The following is a 20,751-nucleotide window of genomic DNA, read 5'->3' as shown; positions in this document are numbered from 1 at the left end:
TTACTCGACGCTTTTTCGTTTTCCGGCCCGCTCTCAGGCCCTCCGCGCAAAACTTCCAGCACTGTTTCTCTATGACGAATCTACCGCTCGGCAATAGCGAAGACGCGCAGATCGCGCGCGATATCGAGGCGGTCCAGCGTATCGGCGCTGTGCCGGCGATCCTGCGCCTGATCTGCAAAAACACGGGGATGGGCTTCGCCGCCGTGGCCCGGGTCTCTGAGCGCAGCTGGACCGCCTGCGCGGTGCAGGACGAAGTGAACTTCGGCCTGATGGCGGGCGGTCAGCTCGAACTGCAGACCACGCTGTGCTTCGAGTCGCGCGCGGCGCGGGCCACCATCGTGATCGACAATTTCGGCAAGGACCCGGTTTATCACGGCCACCACACGGCGCGAATCTACAAGCTGGGCAGTTATATTTCCGTGCCGATCATTCTTCCCGACGGCAGCTATTTCGGTAATCTCTGCGCGATCGACCCGAATCCGGCCGAGGTCTCGAACCCGCGCACGCTGAGCATGTTCGAAGGATTTGCGGACCTGATCGCGATGCAGCTCGTGACCGAAGGGCGTCACGAAGCCGCTCAAACGGCCCTGATTCGCGAGCGGGAAACCGCCAGCCTGCGTGAGCAGTTCATCGCCGTGCTCGGCCACGATCTGCGCAATCCACTGTCGGCGGTCAGCGCGACCGCCGAACTGCTGTCGCTGCGCAAGAACGAGCCCGATCTCGTGAAAATTGGCCAGCGCCTGAAGTCCTCCACCTTGCGCATGGCGCGTTTGATTGACGACGTGATGGACTTCGCGCGTGGCCGGCTCGGTTCGGGTATCGGCGTGTCGATCGACGAAGTCGACGATCTGGCCGGCGCGCTGCGGGCGGTGGTCGCGGAAGTGCGCGAGGCCAATCCGCAGCGCCTGCTCGCCGACGACATCGCGATTACCACGCCGGTGCGCTGCGACCGCACGCGCGTGCAGCAGTTGCTGTCGAATCTGCTCGGCAATGCGGTGACACATGGCGACGCGGAGTTTCCGGTGCGGGTGCAGGCGCGTATCGAGCGCGCCGAGCTGGTGCTGACGGTGATCAACGGCGGCAACGAAATCGCCGCGGACGTGTTGAGCAAAGTGTTCGAGCCTTATTGGCGGCCACCCACCAGCAAGCCCGGCGGCGGCTTGGGGCTGGGCTTGTATATCTGCAAGCAGATCGTCTCCGCACACGGTGGCACGCTGGAAGTCCGGTCGTCGGCGCAAGAGGGCACGTGTTTCGTGGCGCGCTTGCCGACCGGCGTTTAAGCGTATCGGGCAGCGTTGACGTTCCACTCCGTTAGCCGGACGCCGCACGCGCACAGTGCTGCGTCGCACCATCCCTGTGCTTTGCTGCATCAAAACGCATCGCGCCGATGATTTGCCGCACGCGCGTGCCATTCCCGTTCAAGCCCCGCGCCATGGCCTCGCCACGCCCATTTCATCGCATTGGCACGGCCTTTGCGTAAAGCCGTGCCATCGGATCAACGTGGATCCGTCGCGAGCGCAATACAAAGCGCCCGCCGCAGCACAGATCAGGACAACGGCGTCCCCCGGATTCAGTCATCGACTGGATTCGCGGGACGCCGTTTTCGTTTCCGGAAGCGTTTTCGCTGCTGTCGCGCGGCGGCGCATGAGATCCAGCAAGCCCAGCACATTGAGGACACCGCGGTCATGAAAATCATCGTTATCGGTCACGGGATGGTCGGCCACAAACTGGTTGAATGCCTGGCGCAAGATGCCGCGCACGGTCTCGACATCACCGTGCTGTGCGAAGAGTCGCGGCCGGCCTACGACCGCGTGCATCTGTCGGCGTTCTTCGCGGGCAAGAGCGCGGACGATTTGTCGCTGGTCGAACCGGGCTTCTTCGAACGACAGAACGTGCTGCTCAAGCTGAATGCGAAAGCGGTCGCGATCGATCGCGACGCACGCAGCGTGACGGTCTCGACGGGCGAGACCTTGCCCTACGACAAGCTCGTGTTCGCCACCGGCTCCTATCCGTTCGTGCCGCCGGTGTCGGGCCGCGAGCGCGTCGATTGCTTCGTGTACCGCACCATCGACGATCTCGAAGCGATGCAGGAATGCGGCACGCGCTCGACCACCGGTACCGTGGTGGGCGGCGGGCTGCTCGGTCTCGAATGCGCGAAAGCGCTGCGCGATATGGGCCTGCAAACCCATGTGGTCGAATTCGCGCCGCGTCTGATGGCGGTGCAGGTCGACGACGGCGGCGGCCGCCTGCTGCGCACCAAAATCGAAGAACTCGGCGTGACGGTGCACACACAAAAGAGCACCACGGCGATCGTGGACGGCGAAACCGGCACGCACCGCATGCAGTTCGCGGACGGCAGCCATCTCGACACCGACATGATCGTGTTCTCCGCGGGCATCCGTCCGCGCGACGACCTGGCGCGCGAAAGCGGCCTGACGCTCGGCCCACGCGGTGGCATCGTGATCGACAACGCGTGCCGCACCAGCGACCCGCACATCTACGCGATCGGCGAGTGCGCGCTATGGAACGGCCAGTTGTTCGGCCTTGTTGCGCCCGGCTACGAGATGGCGCGCGCGGTGGCAAAGCAGTTGCTGGGTGAAACGACCGGCGCCGAATTCGCCGGCGCCGACATGAGCACCAAGCTGAAGCTAATGGGCGTCGACGTGGCGAGTATCGGCGACGCGCACGGCAACACGCCGGGCAGCCGTGCCTATCAGTTCAGCGACGAACGCAAGCAGGTCTACAAGAAGCTGGTGGTCTCCGAATGCGGCAAGTATCTGCTGGGCGGCGTGATGGTCGGCGACGCGAGCGAATACGGCACGCTGTTGCAGATGATGTTGAACCGCATCGAGCTGCCGGAAGCGCCTGAATTCCTGATCCTGCCGCAAGCCGACGGCAACGCGAAACCGGCGCTCGGCGTCGACGCGCTGCCCGACGCCGCGCAGATCTGCTCGTGCAACAACGTGTCGAAGGGAGCGTTGTGCGCGGCGGTGGGTGCGGGCGCAACCGATATCGGCGCGCTCAAGTGCGCGACCGGCGCGGGCACCTCGTGCGGCGGCTGCGTGCCGCTCGTCACGCAGGTGATGAAGGCCGAAATGAAAAAGCAGGGGCTCGCGGTCAACAACCATCTCTGCGAACACTTTCCGTTTTCCCGCCAGGAGTTGTATCACCTCGTGCGGGTGGGTGAAGTGCGCAGCTTCGGCGAATTGCTCGCGAGGCACGGTCATGGCCTCGGCTGCGATATCTGCAAACCGGCGGTGGCGAGCATTCTCGCGTCGTGCTGGAACGAGTTCGTGCTGAAGAAAGAACACGCGTCGCTGCAGGACACCAACGACTACTACCTCGCCAATATCCAGCGCGACGGCACGTACTCGGTCGTGCCGCGCATGGCGGGCGGCGAAGTGACGCCCGACGGTTTGATCGCCGTTGGTCAGGTCGCGAAGAAATACGGGCTGTACACGAAGATCACCGGCGGTCAGCGGGTCGATCTGTTCGGCGCGCGCGTCGAGCAACTGCCGTTCATCTGGGAAGAACTGATCGCCGCCGGTTTCGAATCCGGTCATGCGTACGGCAAGTCGCTGCGCACGGTGAAGTCGTGCGTCGGTTCGACGTGGTGCCGCTACGGTGTCGGCGATTCGGTCGGGCTCGCGGTCGAAATCGAGAACCGCTACAAGGGTCTGCGCACGCCGCACAAGATCAAGTTCGGCGTGTCGGGCTGCACGCGCGAATGCGCGGAAGCGCAGGGTAAGGACGTCGGCATCATCGCCACCGAAAAGGGCTGGAATCTCTACGTGTGCGGCAACGGCGGCATGAAGCCTCGCCATGCCGAACTGCTCGCGTCGGATCTGGATAAAGACACGTTGGTGCGTTACATCGACCGCTTTCTGATGTTCTACGTGCGCACGGCCGATCGTCTGCAACGCACCAGCGTGTGGCGCGAGAACCTCGAAGGCGGACTCGCATATCTGATCGACGTGGTCGTCAACGATCGTCTCGGCGTAGCCGCAGAACTCGAAGCTGATCTGCAGCACGTGGTCGATACGTACGAATGCGAGTGGAAGAAGGCCGTGACCGATCCGGAAACGCGCAAGCGCTTCCGTCACTTCGTCAACAGCAGCGAGCCGGACCGCAACGTGACGTTCGTCGAAGAGCGCGGCCAGATCCGACCGGCCACGCCCACCGAACGGCAAACCCGGCTGGCGGCGATTCCGGTCGTCGTCGAAACCGTCTGATCTGATCCACGCGCATTGCGCTATTTACCGAGGACTTCGCCATGAACCAAGACCGCGTGCCGCGCGCCTGGCAGGCCGTTTGCCCGCTCGATGAAATCGTCCCCAACACGGGCGTCTGCGCGCTCGTCGACGGCGAACAGGTAGCCGTATTTCACGTGAACGACGGTCACGCACACGCCGCCGTCTATGCGATCGAGAACTTCGATCCGGGCTCGCAGGCGGCGGTGCTGTCGCGTGGCCTGATCGGCAGTCTCGGCGAACGCGTCGTGGTCGCATCGCCGATCTACAAGCATCACTTCGATCTGCGTACCGGCGAGTGTCTGGAAACGCCCGCGTATTCCGTCAGCGCGTTCGATACGCGCGTGGAAAACGGTCAGGTGTGGGTCGCGGTTTGATCGCCCGCTAACTTTGCTGAGCCACATTGCCCGCCATGTCTTCCTCTAACGTCAAAACGGTGTGCCCCTACTGCGGCGTCGGCTGCGGCATGGTGCTGCACGTCGAGGACGGGCAGGTCGTGAAGATTTCCGGCGACAAGGAACATCCGGCCAACTTCGGACGGCTCTGCACGAAGGGGCAATCGGCACACGTCGCGTTGCGCAAATCGGGGCGTCTGGAAGGCGCGTTCGTGCGTCACGCGCGCGACCAGGACCCGGCGCCGCTGCCGATGGCGCAGGCGATCAGCAGCACGGCAGCGCGATTGCGCGGTTTGCTCGACGAACATGGACCGGACGCGCTGTCGTTCTACGTGTCCGGGCAGATGTCGATCGAAGCGCAGTACCTCGTCAACAAGCTCGCCAAGGGTTTCGTCGGCACCAACAATATCGAATCGAACTCGCGTCTGTGCATGGCGAGCGCGGGCAGCGGCTACAAGCTGTCGCTCGGCGCGGACGGCCCGCCGGGCTCGTATGACGACCTCGATCACGCCGACGTGTTCTTCGTGATCGGCGCGAACATGGCCGACTGTCATCCGATTCTGTTCCTGCGGATGATGGATCGCGTGAAGGCCGGCGCGAAGCTGATCGTCGTCGATCCGCGCCGCAACACGACCGCCGAGAAAGCCGATCTGTTCATGCAGATCAAACCGGGCACCGATCTCGCGCTGCTCAACGGCCTGCTGCACCTTTTGCACGAAAACGGCCAGACGGATGCCGCTTTTATCGCCGAGGCCACCGAAGGCTGGGACGCGATGCCCGCGTTTCTGGCGGACTACACACCCGAGAACGTTGCGCGGATCACGGGCTTGCCTGCCGAAGCGATTCGCCGCGCGGCTCAGATGATCGGCACCGCAAAAGAGTGGATCAGTTGCTGGACCATGGGCCTGAATCAGAGCACGCACGGTACGTGGCACACCAACGCGATCTGCAACCTGCATCTGGCGACCGGCAAGATCTGCCGCCGCGGCAGCGGGCCGTTTTCGCTGACCGGCCAGCCGAATGCGATGGGCGGCCGCGAAATGGGCTACATGGGTCCGGGATTGCCGGGGCAGCGGTCGGTGCTGGCGGAGGAAGACCGCGCGTTTATCGAGGCGCTTTGGGCGATTCCGCCGGGCACGTTGAAGGCCGAAGTCGGCAACGGCACGATCGATATGTTCACGCGCATGGCCGCGGGCGAGATCAAGGCCTGCTGGATCATCTGCACGAATCCGGTGGCGAGCGTCGCGAACCGGCAGAGCGCGATTGCCGGTTTGCGCGCCGCGGAGCTGGTGATTTCGCAGGACGCGTTTCTCGACACCGAGACGAATCGCTACGCCGACGTGCTGCTGCCCGGCGCGTTATGGGCCGAAGCGGAAGGCGTGATGATCAACTCGGAGCGCAATCTTACGCTGATGCAAAAGGGCATCGAACCGCCGGGCGCGGCGTTGCCGGACTGGCAGATCATCGCGCGCGTGGCGTGTGAAATGGGCTTTGCCGAAGCCTTCAGCTATGAGAGCGCCGACGAAGTTTTCGCGGAAATCACGCGGGCATCGAATCCAAAAACCGGCTACGACCTGCGTGGCGCGAGCCATCGGCGTTTGAAGGAAACGCCGTTGCAATGGCCGCTGGCGGCGGACGATTCGAGCGGACGCAATCCTGTGCGCTACCTCAACGACGGCGTTAGCCAGACGCTGAAAGCGTTGCCGGACGGCAGCCATCCGCGGCTCGTGTTTCCGACCGCCAGCGGGCGCGCGATGTTTTTCGCGCGCGCTTATGCGGCGCCGGCCGAATTGCCCGATCGCGAATTTCCGATCGTGCTGAACACCGGCCGGTTGCAGCATCAATGGCACACCATGACCAAGACCGGCAAGGTCGCGATGCTCAACAAGCTGAACCCGGGGCCGTTCGTCGAGATTCATCCCGAAGACGCGGCCGCGCTCGGTATCAAGGCCAAAGACCCGGTGGAGATTCGTTCGCGCCGCGGCCGGGCTGTGTTGCCGGCAGTCGTGACCGAACGCGTGAGCGCGGGCAACTGCTTCGCGCCGATGCACTGGAACGACGTGTTCGGCGACGACCTGTGCATCAACGCCGTGACGAGCGATGCAATCGATCCGGTCTCGCAGCAACCCGAACTCAAGTTTTGCGCGGTCGCGCTGAGTGCGGTGCGCGTCGACATTGCCGAGCCGATTTCGAACGATGACACGGTTAAGTTTGCCGATGCATCTGCATCTGCATCCGCGTTGGCGGTGGGCGTGACCGCCACGTCAGTGAGTGTTGCAACGGCCAGTGCCGAGGATCTGTCTATGCCGCATATCGAAGCACTCACCCGTTTGTTGCAGTTGCCACCAACGCCCGCGCCCTCGTTCTCCGATGCCGAGCGGACTTATCTCGCGGGTTTCGTCAGTGGCTTGCGCTCGGCGCGGGAGCAGGGTGTTAGTGGAGACAGCAGCGCTGTGCCGGTTCTGCCGATCAGCGCGCCGTTCGATGCAACGAAACGCCTCTACGTGGACGGTTTGCTCGGGGGGCTATTTAGCCGCAGCGCGCCGCTCGCCGCGTCAGTGGCCATGCCCACCTCGCTCGCTCATACGCTGCAAGACACCGCGCAAACATCCGGCGTGCGGATCGCACGCGCACGGCCCAAGGTCACGCTGCTGTGGGCCTCGCAAACCGGCAATACCGAATCGCTCACCGAACGCTACGCCACGCGTCTGATGGAGTCGGGTTTTGAAATCCGCACCTCGTGCATGGCGGACTACGACGTGTCGGCGCTGGCCAAGGCGCAATACGTGTTGCTGATGACCAGCACGTTCGGCGATGGCGATCCCCCCGACAACGCGCAAAGTCTCTGGACGGAATTGAGCACGGACGCAATGAAGGACGCAGCCGCCGCGCCCCGCTTCGACGGCGTGCGCTTCGCTGTCCTCGCGCTCGGCGACCGCAACTACGATCAATTCTGCGGCCACGGCCGCCGCCTCGACGAACGACTCGCGGCCAAAGGCGCACGGCGACTGATGGAGCGTGTCGATTGCGACAGCGACTATCAGCAGAGCGCCGACGCGTGGCTCGAACGCATCATCGTGCGCATTAAAGAAGAAGATGCCGCGCTGCACGCGGTGCCGCCCGGCGGCATGATCAACGCGGTGATCCCCGGCGCCGTGCCGAGCAAAGCGCAGCCGGCCGCGTCGCGGCTCGTCGCGAATCTGCGTCTGAACAAGCAGGGCGCGGCGAAAGACACGCGCTACTTTTCACTCAGCACAAACGAATCCGGCCTCGAATACGAAACGGGCGACGCGCTGGGCGTCTGGCCGAGCAATTGCCCGGAGCTGGTCGATGAATTGGTCGGCCTCACCTGCACCAACGCCGACGCGTTGGTGCAGGTGGCGGGCGTGGGCGAGATGCGTCTGGCCGATGCGCTGCACCGGCACTACGAGATCGCACGGCCGAATCCGGATGCGCTCGCGTTGATCGCCGCGCGCAGCGATAACGGCAAGGGCAACGGTAAAGGCGCGCTGCGCGATCTGCTGACGCCCGAGCGCAAGGCCGATCTAAAGCAATGGTTGTGGGGCCAACAACTGGCCGACGTACTGCACGAGTTTCCGGTGAAGCTCACCGCCACCGAATTGACCGGCATGCTCAAACGTCTGCAACCGCGCCTGTATTCGATCGCGTCAAGTCCAAAAGCGCATTCCGGTGAAGTGCATCTGACGGTTTCCGCCGTGCGTTACAGCAACGGCCGGCGTCATCGCAAAGGCGTGTCGTCGACGTTTCTCGCCGATCGCGCCGGCGACGTCGACGTGCCGGTGTTCGTGCAGAAGTCCGCGCACTTCCGGCCGCCGCACGGCGGGGACACGCCGATGATCATGGTCGGCCCCGGCACCGGCGTCGCACCGTTCCGCGGCTTTCTGCACGAGCGGCGTGCACGTGGCGACACCGGGCGCAACTGGCTCTTCTTCGGCGAGCAACATGCGTCGTCCGATTTCTACTATCGCGACGAACTCGAAGCCATGCGCGACGACGGTCTGCTCAACCGGCTCGACGTCGCGTTCTCGCGCGATCAGGCGGACAAGATCTATGTGCAGGACCGCATGCGCGAGCAGGGTGCGCAACTGTGGTCATGGCTCGAAGACGGTGCGTATTTCTACGTCTGCGGCGACGCCAATCGCATGGCGAAAGACGTCGACGCGGCGTTGAAGGACATCGTCGCGCGACACGGCGGCATGAGCGACGAAAAAGCGCTCGACTACGTGAGCCGCCTCGCGCGAGAAAAGCGCTATGCACGCGACGTCTACTGAAGATCGAGACGGTGTGAAAAGCGGCCCGCCGAGGTCACGGTTTCAGGTTTCAAAGAGTACGCAAGCGAGCTTCAAACGACGGACCCGGATGGCATGGAGGTTGCATGTTCAGGCCGGTTTTCAACCTTGTCGACCATTCCGGTGCATGACAGAAAGCACCGCACCTCGCAGCGTCATACGTTGCGGCCGGATAGACGAACAATCAGTTTTATGAGGATGTCTGATGAAAAACGTGATGAGCTCCCTCAAGAGCGGGGACTGGCGCGCGCTGGTGGCGTGCTTCCTCTATTTCGACACCGGTTTCACGGTCTGGGTGCTGTACGGGCCGCTCGCGCCGTTCATCAGCAAAAGCATTGCGATGACTCCCGCGCAGCAAGGTTTTCTGGTGGCGGTGCCGGTGTTGTCGGCGGCGATTCTGCGCGTGACGCTGGGCAATCTGTATCAGTCCGCGCACGGCAAACGCATTGCCTTGATGGGTGTGCTGTTGTCGGCGGTGCCGACGATCGTGCTGCCGCTCATGGCGTCGGTGCCGTCGTACACGGAGCTGCTGGTGCTCGGCGTGTTCCTCGGGGTCGGCGGTGCGAGTTTCGCAGTGGCGCTGCCGATGGCGGGCAGCAACTATCCGCCGAAGGTGCAGGGGCTGGTGCTGGGTCTGGCCGCGGCCGGCAATATCGGCGCGGTGCTCGACGGTTTCCTGTTCCCGCAACTGGCCACGCACTACGGCTGGCAGATGGCCGCCGGCGGCGCGCTGCCCTTGCTCGCGATTGCCGCGATCACGCTGTATTTCTGGGCCAATGACGCGGGCATCAAGTCGGGCAGCGTGCTGCGCGCATTCAGCAGTTTTGCGGTGACGCTGGTGGGGTTGATCGTGCTGGTGCTGCTCGTCGAAGCCGGTCTGTTCGGCTCGGGTAAGACCGGCGTGCTGCTGTTGCCGGTGATCGGCGCGCTGCTGGCTATCGCTGTGTTGCCGAAGCGTTATCGCGCGGTGCTCGGTGAGCGCGATACGTGGGCGATCATGCTGGTGTACAGCATCACGTTCGGCGGTTTCGTCGGCATGTCCTCGTATGTGTCGCTGCTGCTGACCAATCTCTATCAACTGTCGAAGATCGATGCCGGCCTGTTCATGGCGCTGCTCGCCGCGACCGGCGCGATGGTGCGCCCGCTCGGCGGTCTGATCGCCGACAAGGTGTCCGGCGTGCGCGCGCTGACCTTCCTGCTGGCGATCATCTCGCTGTGCGACTTCGTGTTCGCTGCCGCGATGCCTTCGATGGCGGGCGGCATCGCGTTGCTGTTGTGCCTGTACGTGGCCTTCGGTCTCGGCAACGGCGCGACCTTCCAGCTGGTGCCGCATCGCTGGGCGGGGCGTACCGGTTTGATGTCGGGCATTGTCGGCGCGGCGGGCGGCATCGGCGGCTTCTATCTGCCGGTCGTGATGGGCATCGCGAAAGAAAGCACCGGCAGCTATCAGATGGGCTTCGCGACCTTCGGCGCGCTGGCCGCCTGCGCGTTCGTGGCGATCGTCGCGCTGCGCCGTCCGTGGATGGCGTGGTCGATGCAAACCGGCGGATTGCACGCGCACGCCACGGAGTGACGCATCAACTCGGCCATAGCGGCGCGTTCGTTGCGGCGGTTTCACGCAACGAGCGCGCGTGCGGCGGGGACTCTCGACATCGTTAAGAAGTGAACATGAGCATTCCCGCACAAAGGCTTCACGCCATACACGCCATCCCGGTCGACACGGACGTCTCTAGCGAGGTGATGAGCTCGTTGATCAACATGGCCGGACGTCAACGGATGCTGTCGCAGCGCATTGCGTTGAAGGCGATGCTGGCATTCCAGCAATTCGACGGCGCGCTCGCGATTGCGCGCGACACCTTGCGCACATTCGCCGACAGTCACGCGGCGCTGGTGCAAGGTCGCGACGGCTTACCCGGACTATTTTCGCCGGCGCTGCGCGACGCGTTTCATGGCAACGGCCAGGTGGCGCAGAGGATCGCCGGCTTTATCGCGCTGGCCACAACGGCGCTCGATGCGATTGGGCGCGCCGCGCCGCAGTCGGCGGACGCACTCGCCGCCTTGATCGGTTCGGTCGATCCGTTGCTCGCGCAACTGCATGGCGTCACGGCGGTGTACGAAGAGGAGAGCCGGCGGATTGCGCGAGCGCAGAAGAAAGAGCAGCAGAATCTGATCGAACGGATCAAGGCGATCGCGAAAGAGGCGCATATCGTCTCCTTCAACGGTCAGATCGTCGCGAGCCGCACGGATGTGACGGGTCGCGAATTCGCGGTCGTGGCCGGTGTGATGACGTCGATTACGAAGGAACTGGAGGCGGTGGTCAGCGCGTTCGTGAAGAAGACCTCGGGCGGTTGAGGTCCTCGCTGCAGCGCGTGAGAGTCATCGCGTGCGCGCCGCTTTGACCGGTTGGCGCATGACGTCCCGTGCGAACCTTCAACTCTTATCGACGATGCCCTCAGCGAGCACAGCGGGCACGCGTGCCGCGAGTTCGTCGATCACGACGCGCATTCGCGATGGCAAATGGCGCGTCTGCTGCCAGGCGAGATGCAGATCGATACGTTGCCCGGGCAACGCTGGCAGCACCTTCGCCAGCACGCCGCTCGCCATGGCGTCGGCGATCAGCCAGCACGGCAGGCAGGCGATGCCCGCGCCCGCCACCGTCGCGGCAAGAATGGTTTCGAGATCGTCGAAACGTAGCCGGTGCGGAATCACGATGTTCTGCAAGACATCCTGTTCATCCGGCAACTGCCATGCTGCTTCACGCCGTCCACGCGCATAGAAAATGCCTTGATGGCGCTGCAAATCCGCCACCGTGCCTGGCGTGCCGTTTTTGGCCAGATAGGTGGGCGCCGCGCAGAGCGCCATGATCTGTTCGCCGAGCCTGCGCGCAACCAGTCCCGCCGGCGCGCGATTCAATGGCCCGCCGCGCACCACCAGGTCGATACCTTCTTCGACCAGGTCCATCACACGATCGGTGAAACTGATCTGTAACTCCAGCTTCGGATAACGCTGCGCCAGTTCCAGCAGGATCGGCGCGACGCAACGTCGCCCGAACAGCACCGGCATGCTGACATGCAGCCTTCCTTGCGGATCCTGGCGGCCTGCGGTCAAGGTCGCTTCGCCCGCGTCGAGTTCGGCGAGCGCGCGCACGCAGCGTTCGTAAAACGCGTGACCGTCTTCGGTGAGGCTCTGACTGCGCGTGGTGCGATGAAACAGCCGCGTGCCGAGTTGCTCTTCCAGACGCGCGATGGTCTTGCCCACCGCCGAGCGCGACAGATGCATGCGCTCGGCGGCCAGCGCGAAACTGCCGGCTTCGGCGGCGTTGACGAACGCGGCGATGCCGCTCAGACGGTCTCTCATGGAACACGCTCCCTTGGCCGATACGCGACGATAGCGGACTAACTGGTGCCAAAAACGCTACAAACTGACGATCAGATACCGCCACTGTAGCGTTTATAGAAACCGTAGACTCTTTTCATCGAAAACGATCAGGCGGGAGCCGATATGCAAACGATGGGTCAATGGGTCTTACGGGAAGCCGGTGCGCACAATCTGCGGCTGGAAGAAAAGCCAATGCCGACGCCCGGCGCGGGTGAAATCGTGGTGCGGGTCGCGGCGGTGTCGCTGAACTATCGCGACTTGTGGTTTATCGCCGACGAGCAGACGGACACGTCGGCGACGCTGCCGGCTACTCCTGGTTCGGACATGGCCGGCACGGTGGTCGCGACCGGCGCGGGTGTGACGCGTTTTAGCGAGGGCGACGACGTGCTCGGCACGTTCTGGGCGGGTTGGGTCGACGGTGAATGTCCGCCTGATGCGGGCGTGCTCGGCGGCTCGTTGCCGGGCGTGCTGGCGCACTACGTGGTGCTGCACGAATCGTGGGCCGTGCGCGCGCCCCGCACGCTGAGCGCGGTCGAAGCGAGCACGCTGCCGTGCGCCGGCCTGACCGCGTGGTTCGCGCTGGTGGAAAAGGGCGCGGTCCATGCGGGGCAAACGGTGGTGATGCAAGGCACCGGCGGCGTCGCGTTGTTCGGTGTGCAACTGGCGCGTGCGCATGGTGCGCAGGTGATTGCCACCACGAGTAGCGCCGCCAAGTTGCAGCGCGTGCTGGAACTGGGCGCGACGCATGGCATCGACCGTCACGCCACGCCTGACTGGGAGCGCGTCGCGCGTGAGCTGACCGGCGGCCGCGGCGTCGATCATGTGTTCGAACTGGCGGGTGGTGAGAATCTCGGCGCTTCGTTGCGCGCGTTGCGGCAAGGCGGCCGTATTTCGCTGATCGGCACGCTGGACGGCTACAGCATGTCGCTGCCGAGCATTCCGAGTTTCCTCGGACGGCCGACGATCCAGGGCATCGGCGTCGGCCATCGGCGCGCGCTTGAAGACCTGGTGCGCGCGGTCGATACGCTCGAACTCAAACCGGTGGTCGATACGGTCTATGCGTTCGACCAACTGCCGGCCGCGCTCGCGCATCTGGAGCGGGGCGCGTTCGGGAAAGTGGTGGTGAGCGTGGGTGGTTGAGGCAGGGCGGCCGGGCCGCTGTTGAAAGCGGCTGGGCCGCGTCGTTCCGCGCGGTCTCCGCTGCTTACTCTGCGCCGTGAAAACCGTCCCGGAACGCGTTGAATACCAACTCGGTCAGCTCGGGCGTGGGTTCGAAGAGCCTGGCGCTGAGGGCCATCATATTGCTCGAATGCGCCACCGGCGATCAACGCGGCCTTGAGCTCGGCATGGCCCCGTCCAGCTTTCCACGTTGACGCCGATATCGACGTCGGCGGTGGCGCGCGTCGCGACAATGCCATGCACGTGGGTCAGCACGATGTCGCGAGCGCTCGCGCCGCCCACGAACCAGTCGAGCTTCGCCGCGTGCGCCGTCGCCGCGACATGCCGCAGCAGCTCGACGACGATCGCCGGTAGCGGGCGGTCGTCGCGCAGATCAAGCGGCAAGGTATTGCTCACGGAGCATCCGGGCGGTTTCGAGGTTGCGGGAGTCGCCGGTGGCGACCAGATCGGCGTAAATCAGCGCGGGATGCACGACCGATGCCGGCACTTTCGGCATGGCGGCCACTTGCAATGAAGCAACCGTGCCGGTCAGGGGCAGCGGGGCGCTCAGCAGTTCCACGTCGCCGTGCTGATCGACGCGCAGACGGGCGTCGATCAGCCATTTGCGCGGCATGTCGTGCTGACAGTACAGCGTCACGGTGGCCGGTTTGAGGTAGCCGGTGAGCAGCGCGGCGGCTACTTCGCCGCCGAACTGGCATTGCCCGCTTTGCGGATCGATGTCGCGCCACCATGCCGGATCCGCGGCCCGGTAGCGGTTGACGAGCAATTGATTGCGCAGTCTGGACGGGTACAGGGCCGCCCATTCGTCGAGCAGGCGGTCGGTATCGGCCAGCACATAACTCCCTTTGCGCTGGACGATATCGCCTCGCTCGAACAGGTCGCGAAACGTGGACTGCGCGGTGCCGAGGCTGACACCTGCCCGTTGCGCGATGAGGCGTTGACCCGCATTGACGAGTTCGCGCTCGCACAGCAGCGCGAGGACGACCTTCATGCCTTTGGCTGTCCACGCGCGGTCTTTGGTGCGGCTCGCGAGTCCGGTGCGCTTTTCGCCGGAAATCATGATCAGGTTGCCGTCGGCGTGCAGGATGGCGTTGCCGGACGTGTCCAGCGCATCCAGTCCCAATTCCCGGCAATGCCGAAGCATGTTCGACGACAGATGCGGGGCGATCACCACGAATGGCTGGTCGTCGCGAATGCGCGCGGTGGCCTTGATGGCGGCCAGCGTGGCGAAACGGTCGACGTTGTCGACCAGCAGCACCGGCCGGGACCAGCTCTTGCCCGGTGCGGCGCGGAATTCGATTTTTGCCGTGTAATGCGTGCGAGCCGGCGGCCGGAGGATTCTGGTGGACACGCCGGTCGCGGCGGTGAAGGCCTCGGCGGCGGCCTGGACTGTCGGGTCGGGCACGAACGGCTGCGCGGGTGCGCGTGGCATGGTCCACCTCTGTTCAATTTTTTTCGAGTGTATACGTAACGTGAACAGCTTGCAAAAGTTGAACGCGGACTGCGTGCCGCCGTCGTGTTCAAAAAAATTCGATGTATACGGAACGTGAACATCGGAAAAAGTTGAACACAGCGGGGCAATGCGCCCCGCCGGCTTCAATCGTTTAGAACTTATGCCGCAACGCGACCCGCACGGCCACCTGCGTGCCCGTCGACGACGGCGCCTGCACGCCCGGAATGAATGCGTCGTCGAGAATCGATTGGGTCGAACTGCCGGCCACCTTCTGATATTCGCCCTGCACGTAGACGTCCGTGCGTTTGGAGATGTTGTAGTCCGCCATCAGACCGACCGAGTGAATCTTCGGCTTCACGCTGCCCGACGACGCATCGTAGTTCTCCATCGTGTAGACATACTGTGCACCGACGAAGAACGCCGGCGTGAACTGGTATTTGCCGTTCACTTCGAAGTTCTGGTACTTCAGCGTATTCAACGTGACGCCGGCCGCGGCCAGCGGAATGCCGATATAGCCGTTGCCGGTCGGGTTCTGATAGTTCGAGTTGGTGTATGCAAACCCCGCAGTCGCGGAGCCGAACGTGTAGTTGATGCCGCCGCCGAACACCCGCATGCGGCCGGCGATAAAGCTTGCGTCGTTCGCGGTGATCGCGCCGGTGGCGCCCACGCCAGGATTGTCCGCCTGCAGGTAGGCCGCTGCGATCAGGAGCCCGCCGTTCGCGTACTGGCCGCCGAAGCTGTACGCGCGGTTGTTGGCGAAGTTGGTGTCGTTGCTGAAGCTATACACGCCGCCGAACTGGAAGCCCGCGATGTTCGGGCTCGCGTATTTCACGCTATTGCCGAGCCGGAACGAGTTGTCGGTGTTGTCGTTGTCGTACGGATGCGCGAACAGATAGCCGGCCCAGTTGCCGTTGGCCGTGGTCTGCGCGAGGTAATCGACCACCGAATCGTACTGGCGCCCCAGCGTGACCGTGCCGAAACGGTCGTCGCTCAGCCCCACATAGGCCTGGCGGCCGAACATGCGGCCACCCTGGCCCAGACGCCCGGAGCTCACGTCGAAGCCGTTTTCCAGCTGGAAAACCGCCTTCATGCCGCCGCCCAGGTCTTCCGAACCCTTCATGCCCCAGCGGCTGCCTTGCGCATAACCGCTCGCCATTTCCCAGACCGCGCCGCGGCCGGCGTTGTTGGTGTAGTCGATCCCCTCGTCGAGTACGCCGTACAGGGTCACGCTGCTTTGCGCGAAAGCAGGCGTCACCGCCAGCGAGGCGAGCGCCGCGAAGCCGGCGAGAGTGGCGGTGAGGCGGTTCTTTTTCATGGTCGAGCTCCAGACGTTGGTAATGAGCGGTCTTCGGTTCGGGACGGCTGGAACGCCGCCCGCGAGGCCGCTGCTTTTTTTGGCGAAGCCCGGATTCTGCAATTCGGAATGGGGATCGGCGTATAAGGTCGATCCCTGGATAAACATGATTTTTTCGAATGTTTGTCCCGCAAATTATTCGCTTGTGGGTCGCCCTGACGAGGAGAAAAATTCCGTTCATGCAACTTAGGCATGAAGGCGATAGCCGGAAGCCATGCGTTTTGCACCACGCCATTCAGGAGACGACCATGCGAATCGAGCGGAATTTTTCTAACGGCCGGTTTAACGAGCCTGCCATCGGATCCGCGAGCGACGAACTCATCGCCGTCCACAACCCGGCCACCGGCGCCGTGATCGCCCATGTCACGGCCGCCACGCCGGCCGAGACCCTTGCCGCGGTCGACGCCGCCGCTGCCGCGCAGAAGGGCTGGCGCAAGCTGCCTTCCGCCGAACGCGGCGCTTATCTGCACAAGCTCGCCGACGCGCTGACCGAATGCGCGCCCGCCATTGGCGCGGCGCTCGCGCTGGAGTCGGGCAAGAGTGTCGCCGACGCCACCAACGAAGCCATCTACGCCGGCCAGATCACCCGCTATCACGCGGAATGGGCACGCCGTATCGAAGGCGAAGTGATTCCGAGCGATACGCCCGACGAAAACCTCGTGCTGCATCGCGAGCCGATCGGCGTGGTGGCCTGCCTGATTCCGTTCAACTACCCGGTCTACACGTTCATGCGCAAGGTGGCGCCCGCGTTGATCGCCGGTAACACGGTGGTGGTGCGCCCGAGCAACAACACGCCGACGTCCGCGTTCGAAATCGCGCGAGCGGTCGAGAAGGCCGGCTTGCCCGCCGGCGTCGTGAACATTCTCGCGATGAATCACGCGACCGCCGAAGCGCTCTGCACGCATCCGAAGGTCGGCATGATCACGCTGACCGGCAGCGTCGGCGCGGGTCGCAAGGTACTCGAGTACTGCAAGGCGAACATCGCCAAGCCGTCGCTCGAACTGGGCGGCAAGACGCCGGCCATCATCGAAGCTGACGCCGATCTGGAGAAAGCCGCCCGCGATCTGGTGGCGTCCAAGACCACGCACTGCGGTCAGTTGTGCACGGCGATCGAACGTGTCTACGTGCAGGAAAGCGTGCATGACCGCTTCGTCGCGCTGCTGAAGAAGCATATGAGCGCGGTGGAAAGCGGCGACCGCAGCGAACAGCCTGCGCTGATGGGTCCGCTCGTCAACGAGGCCTCGCGCCAGTCGATTCACGCCATGGTGGAACGTGCGGTCGCGGCGGGCGCCACGCTCGAAACCGGCGGCAAGCTGCCGCAAGGGCAAGGCTTCTTCTATCCGGCCACATTGCTGACGAACTGCCGTCAGGACATGGAAATCATCCAGGAAGAGACCTTTGGTCCGATCATGCCGGTCGTCAAATACCGCACGCTCGACGAAGCGCTGGAGATGGCCAACGACCACCAGTTCGGTTTGTCGTCGGTGCTGTACACGGAGAACTATCGCGCCGCGATGAAGATCGCCAACGACATCGAAGCGGGCGAGCTGTATGTGAACCGCACGCCGGCCGATCCGTATCAAGGCTTCCACGCGGGCTGGAAACGCTCGGGCCTCGGCGGCGACGACGGCAAGCACGGCATGCTCGAATTCACGCAGACCCGCCTCGTGGTCATGAAGTACTGAAGCAGAACCGGCGCGCGCCGCACGCTTCAAGGCACGGCGCGCGTTTTATTCATCCGCAGTTAAATCCATAACAAAACATATTGGAGACCCGGCGGCCGTTCACGCCGGCACGGTGTCTCTGAGGAGCGCTCACGTGTCATCGCAACCCGTTCGTCACGCCGCCTCGGTCGCTTTAAGCGACGCCGAAGCCGCACTGCAAGCCAACAAGGCTCAACGCTATATCCAGCTCATGCTGCTGGTGATCGCCGCCGGCGCGATCTATCCGATTCTCTATCTGCGGCAGGTGTATCAGCCGACGATGCTCGAAGTGTTCCACATCACCGATAGCCAACTGGGCTATCTGTATTCGTCGCTGGGCACGATTTTTCTGCTGAGCTATCTGCCGAGCGGCTGGCTGGCAGACCGTATCGCACCGCGTCTGTTGATCTGCTTTTCGCTGATCGCAACCGGCGTGCTGGGCTTGTGGTATTCGACCGCGCCGTCGTTCCCGATGCTGATGCTGATCTTCGGCGGCTGGGGCCTGTCGACCGGGTTGACGTTCTGGGCCGCCGTCATTAAACGCGTGACGATGATTGCCGGCGCGCAGGAGCAGGGCCGCTTCTTCGGTTTGCTCGACGGTGGCCGCGGCCTGATCGAAGCGATGCTCGCGACCATCGCGATCTCGCTGTTCGCGTGGGTGACGCAGACCAAGGGCGAAACGGTTGCAGCCGGTTTCAAGCTGGTTGTTTATATGTACGCGATTCTGTGTATCGCGCTCGGTGTGATTCTGGCGTTGGTCAAAGATCCGCGAGGCGCGGAAGATGCCGCGGCCAATCGCGCATCGCGTCAACGCAGCAACGTGCTGGTCGATCTGAAAACGCTCGCGAAGATTCCCGAGCTGTGGCTGGTCGCCGCGATCGTGTTTTGCGGCTATCAGGTGTTCTGGGCCACGTACAGTTTCTCCGCTTATCTGCACGAAGGCGAGATCGGTTTGACCGTGGTGATGGCCGGCACGATCACCACGCTCAAGCTGTGGATGCGGCCGATCGGCGGCATTGGCGGCGGCTTTCTCGGCGACCGTTATTCGAAGGTGTCGGTGCTGGTGATCGCGCTGTTTCTCGCCGCCTTGTCGCTGCTCGGTCTGATGGCGGCGCCGCGTATTTCGAGCCACGTGCTGCTGGTGTTCCTCGTGCTGTTTATCGGCATTCTGACGTACGCGATTCGCGGCCTTTACTGGTCGCTGCTGGACCGCTGCAATATTCCGGTCACCACGATGGGTCTCGCAATCGGCCTGATCTCCGTGCTCGGTTATTCGCCGGACGTGTTCCTGCCGCTGATCAACGGCTATCTGACGCAGAACTTCCCGGGCGTCTTCGGCTATCAACTGTATTTCGGCTATGTGGCCGCCATGGCGGCGCTCGGTGGGTTTGCCGGGCTCGCGCTGAGAAACATGCTTAACAGAAAAGAGGGTGCGTAAATGAAAGTTGTCTCGCTCGAAACGCATATCGTCGCCGTCCCGCCGCCGCATGTGGGCGGCATGTACTGGATCTTCGTCAAGCTCAAGACCGATTGCGGTATTGAAGGCGTCGGCGAAATCTATTCGGCGACGTTTCATCCGAAGGCGATGACCGCCATCATCGACGATGTATTCGGCCGTTATCTGCTCGATAAGGACCCGCATCATATCGAGCGGCTCTGGCGCGAAGCGTATTCGAGCGGTTTCACGCAACGCCCCGATCTGACGATGATGGGTGTGGTCAGCGGCCTCGAAATGGCGTGTTGGGACATTATCGGCAAGGCGGCCAACAAGCCGGTGTATGAGCTGATGGGCGGCATGGTCAACCAGCGTCTGCGCTCGTACACGTATCTGTATCCGAAGAACAGCCGTGGCGAGTACGACTACGACGATCCCGATCTCGCGGCCGAATGCGCGCTCGAGAACGTGAAGCGCGGCTTCACCGCGGTCAAGTTCGACCCCGCCGGTCCGTACACCGCGTATTCGGGCCATCAACTGTCGATGGAAGTGCTGGACCGTTGTGAGACTTTCTGCCGGCGCGTGCGCGAAGCCGTGGGCAGCAAGGCCGATCTGCTGTTCGGCACGCATGGGCAGATGGTGCCGTCGTCGGCGATTCGTCTTGCCAGGCGGCTCGAAAAATACGACCCGTTGTGGTTCGAAGAACCGGTGCCGCCGGGCCAGGAAGGCGCAATGGCGCAAGTCGCGCGACACACCAGCATTCCGATCGCGGCGGGCGAACGTCTGACCACCAAGTACGAGTTCTTCAAGCTGCTCGAAGCGGGCGCCGCGTCGATTCTGCAATTGAACGTGGCGCGCGTGGGCGGTCTGCTCGAAGCGAAGAAAGTCGCGACGCTGGCCGAGGTGTATTACGCGCAGATCGCACCGCATCTGTACAACGGGCCGATCGGCGCGGCGGCCAGTATTCAGCTCGCGACCTGCACGCCGAATTTCCTGATTCAGGAAAGCATCGGCACGTGGGACGGTTTCCATGCGGCAGTGCTGAAGAAGCCGATTCAATGGGAAGACGGCTACATCATTCCGTCGCAGGAACCGGGCTTGGGCGTCGAGTTGAACATGGACGTCGTCAGGCAGCACACGCCGTACACCGGCGAGCGTCTGCATCTGCAAATGGCCGCACAACCGGTCGACGTGAAAGACCTCGCGCCGGCCAAGGGTTGAAGCGGTTGAAGTAGATCGGCCTCGGTTGAACGTGGCATCAGTATTCAATGGATTGGGCGCCGTCTGGCGACAT

The 20,751-nt window shown here is 63.5% G+C and carries 14 protein-coding genes; 10 read left to right on the top strand and 4 right to left on the bottom strand.

What is annotated here, in order from left to right; genetic code table 11:
- Positions 1-71 precede the first annotated feature (71 nt).
- The 6 genes from GGD40_RS03080 to GGD40_RS03055 all read left to right on the top strand — a co-directional run bounded on the left by GGD40_RS03080 (position 72) and on the right by GGD40_RS03055 (position 11,307).
- A complete protein-coding gene (locus tag GGD40_RS03080) occupies positions 72-1,280 on the top strand; it encodes a sensor histidine kinase (protein WP_257030329.1) in 1,209 nt (402 codons plus the stop codon).
- 405 nt (positions 1,281-1,685) lie between these two features.
- Entirely contained in the window at positions 1,686-4,232 is a 2,547-nt protein-coding gene (nirB, locus tag GGD40_RS03075) for a nitrite reductase large subunit NirB (RefSeq protein WP_179742759.1), read from the top strand.
- A gap of 41 nt (positions 4,233-4,273) precedes the next feature.
- Positions 4,274-4,627 carry a nitrite reductase small subunit NirD gene (nirD, locus tag GGD40_RS03070; RefSeq protein WP_179704803.1) on the top strand — a complete coding sequence of 118 codons (354 nt, stop codon included), beginning with the start codon at positions 4,274-4,276 and terminating at the stop codon, positions 4,625-4,627.
- A gap of 35 nt (positions 4,628-4,662) precedes the next feature.
- A complete protein-coding gene (locus tag GGD40_RS03065) occupies positions 4,663-8,937 on the top strand; it encodes a bifunctional nitrate reductase/sulfite reductase flavoprotein subunit alpha (RefSeq protein ID WP_179742758.1) in 4,275 nt (1,424 codons plus the stop codon).
- Positions 8,938-9,160: 223 nt separating this feature from the next.
- Positions 9,161-10,528, top strand: coding sequence for an MFS transporter (locus GGD40_RS03060; protein WP_179742757.1), 1,368 nt, complete (start codon positions 9,161-9,163; stop codon positions 10,526-10,528).
- A 95-nt stretch (positions 10,529-10,623) separates the two neighbouring features.
- The gene (locus GGD40_RS03055; protein ID WP_179742756.1) at positions 10,624-11,307 is read left to right on the top strand and encodes a type IV pili methyl-accepting chemotaxis transducer N-terminal domain-containing protein; all 684 of its coding nucleotides are present in this window, start codon (positions 10,624-10,626) and stop codon (positions 11,305-11,307) included.
- Positions 11,308-11,385: 78 nt separating this feature from the next.
- Here the strand turns inward: GGD40_RS03055 and GGD40_RS03050 are convergent, their stop codons facing one another.
- Positions 11,386-12,312, bottom strand: coding sequence for a LysR family transcriptional regulator (locus GGD40_RS03050; protein ID WP_179704795.1), 927 nt, complete (start codon positions 12,310-12,312; stop codon positions 11,386-11,388).
- Positions 12,313-12,465: 153 nt separating this feature from the next.
- Between GGD40_RS03050 and GGD40_RS03045 the strand changes: the two genes are divergently transcribed.
- Positions 12,466-13,473: a zinc-dependent alcohol dehydrogenase family protein gene (locus tag GGD40_RS03045; protein WP_373565313.1), complete on the top strand. Its 1,008-nt coding sequence runs from the start codon at positions 12,466-12,468 to the stop codon at positions 13,471-13,473.
- Between the two features lie 156 nt (positions 13,474-13,629).
- Here GGD40_RS03045 and GGD40_RS03040 read toward each other — a convergent pair whose 3' ends face one another.
- The 3 genes from GGD40_RS03040 to GGD40_RS03030 all read right to left on the bottom strand — a co-directional run bounded on the left by GGD40_RS03040 (position 13,630) and on the right by GGD40_RS03030 (position 16,280).
- Positions 13,630-13,896 carry a hypothetical protein gene (locus tag GGD40_RS03040; protein WP_179742755.1) on the bottom strand — a complete coding sequence of 89 codons (267 nt, stop codon included), beginning with the start codon at positions 13,894-13,896 and terminating at the stop codon, positions 13,630-13,632.
- On the bottom strand, positions 13,886-14,944 hold the full coding sequence (locus tag GGD40_RS03035; protein ID WP_179704791.1) for a type IV toxin-antitoxin system AbiEi family antitoxin: 1,059 nt from the start codon (positions 14,942-14,944) through the stop codon (positions 13,886-13,888). The genes GGD40_RS03040 and GGD40_RS03035 overlap by 11 nt, the downstream gene beginning before the upstream one ends.
- A 172-nt stretch (positions 14,945-15,116) precedes the next feature.
- Positions 15,117-16,280, bottom strand: a complete 1,164-nt coding sequence (locus GGD40_RS03030) for a porin (RefSeq protein ID WP_257030328.1) — start codon at positions 16,278-16,280, stop codon at positions 15,117-15,119.
- A 287-nt stretch (positions 16,281-16,567) separates the two neighbouring features.
- Here GGD40_RS03030 and aldA point away from each other — a divergent pair, with 287 nt between their 5' ends.
- From aldA to GGD40_RS03015, 3 genes are all read left to right on the top strand, one after another.
- On the top strand, positions 16,568-18,004 hold the full coding sequence (aldA, locus tag GGD40_RS03025; RefSeq protein ID WP_179704787.1) for an aldehyde dehydrogenase: 1,437 nt from the start codon (positions 16,568-16,570) through the stop codon (positions 18,002-18,004).
- Positions 18,005-18,137: 133 nt separating this feature from the next.
- A complete protein-coding gene (locus GGD40_RS03020) occupies positions 18,138-19,460 on the top strand; it encodes an MFS transporter (protein WP_179704785.1) in 1,323 nt (440 codons plus the stop codon).
- Positions 19,461-20,678 carry a mandelate racemase/muconate lactonizing enzyme family protein gene (locus tag GGD40_RS03015; protein ID WP_179704783.1) on the top strand — a complete coding sequence of 406 codons (1,218 nt, stop codon included), beginning with the start codon at positions 19,461-19,463 and terminating at the stop codon, positions 20,676-20,678.
- The last annotated feature ends 73 nt before the right edge of the window (positions 20,679-20,751 follow it).

The sequence above is a fragment of the Paraburkholderia bryophila genome (assembly GCF_013409255.1).
In the GTDB taxonomy this organism is placed as follows: domain Bacteria; phylum Pseudomonadota; class Gammaproteobacteria; order Burkholderiales; family Burkholderiaceae; genus Paraburkholderia.
Note: the sequence above shows the minus strand (reverse complement) of the source record. Positions and strands in the feature narration are given on the sequence as shown.

Bases quoted from the DNA above. Each gene is read 5' to 3' on its own strand.
- GGD40_RS03080 (WP_257030329.1), top strand. From the start codon at position 72: ATGACGAATCTACCGCTCGGCAATAGCGAAGACGCGCAGATCGCGCGC.
- nirD (WP_179704803.1), top strand. From the start codon at position 4,274: ATGAACCAAGACCGCGTGCCGCGCGCCTGGCAGGCCGTTTGCCCGCTC.
- GGD40_RS03050 (WP_179704795.1), bottom strand. From the start codon at position 12,312: ATGAGAGACCGTCTGAGCGGCATCGCCGCGTTCGTCAACGCCGCCGAA.
- GGD40_RS03015 (WP_179704783.1), top strand. From the start codon at position 19,461: ATGAAAGTTGTCTCGCTCGAAACGCATATCGTCGCCGTCCCGCCGCCG.
- GGD40_RS03035 (WP_179704791.1), bottom strand. From the start codon at position 14,944: ATGCCACGCGCACCCGCGCAGCCGTTCGTGCCCGACCCGACAGTCCAG.
- GGD40_RS03065 (WP_179742758.1), top strand. From the start codon at position 4,663: ATGTCTTCCTCTAACGTCAAAACGGTGTGCCCCTACTGCGGCGTCGGC.
- GGD40_RS03055 (WP_179742756.1), top strand. From the start codon at position 10,624: ATGAGCATTCCCGCACAAAGGCTTCACGCCATACACGCCATCCCGGTC.
- GGD40_RS03030 (WP_257030328.1), bottom strand. From the start codon at position 16,280: ATGAAAAAGAACCGCCTCACCGCCACTCTCGCCGGCTTCGCGGCGCTC.
- nirB (WP_179742759.1), top strand. From the start codon at position 1,686: ATGAAAATCATCGTTATCGGTCACGGGATGGTCGGCCACAAACTGGTT.
- GGD40_RS03060 (WP_179742757.1), top strand. From the start codon at position 9,161: ATGAAAAACGTGATGAGCTCCCTCAAGAGCGGGGACTGGCGCGCGCTG.
- aldA (WP_179704787.1), top strand. From the start codon at position 16,568: ATGCGAATCGAGCGGAATTTTTCTAACGGCCGGTTTAACGAGCCTGCC.
- GGD40_RS03045 (WP_373565313.1), top strand. From the start codon at position 12,466: ATGGGTCAATGGGTCTTACGGGAAGCCGGTGCGCACAATCTGCGGCTG.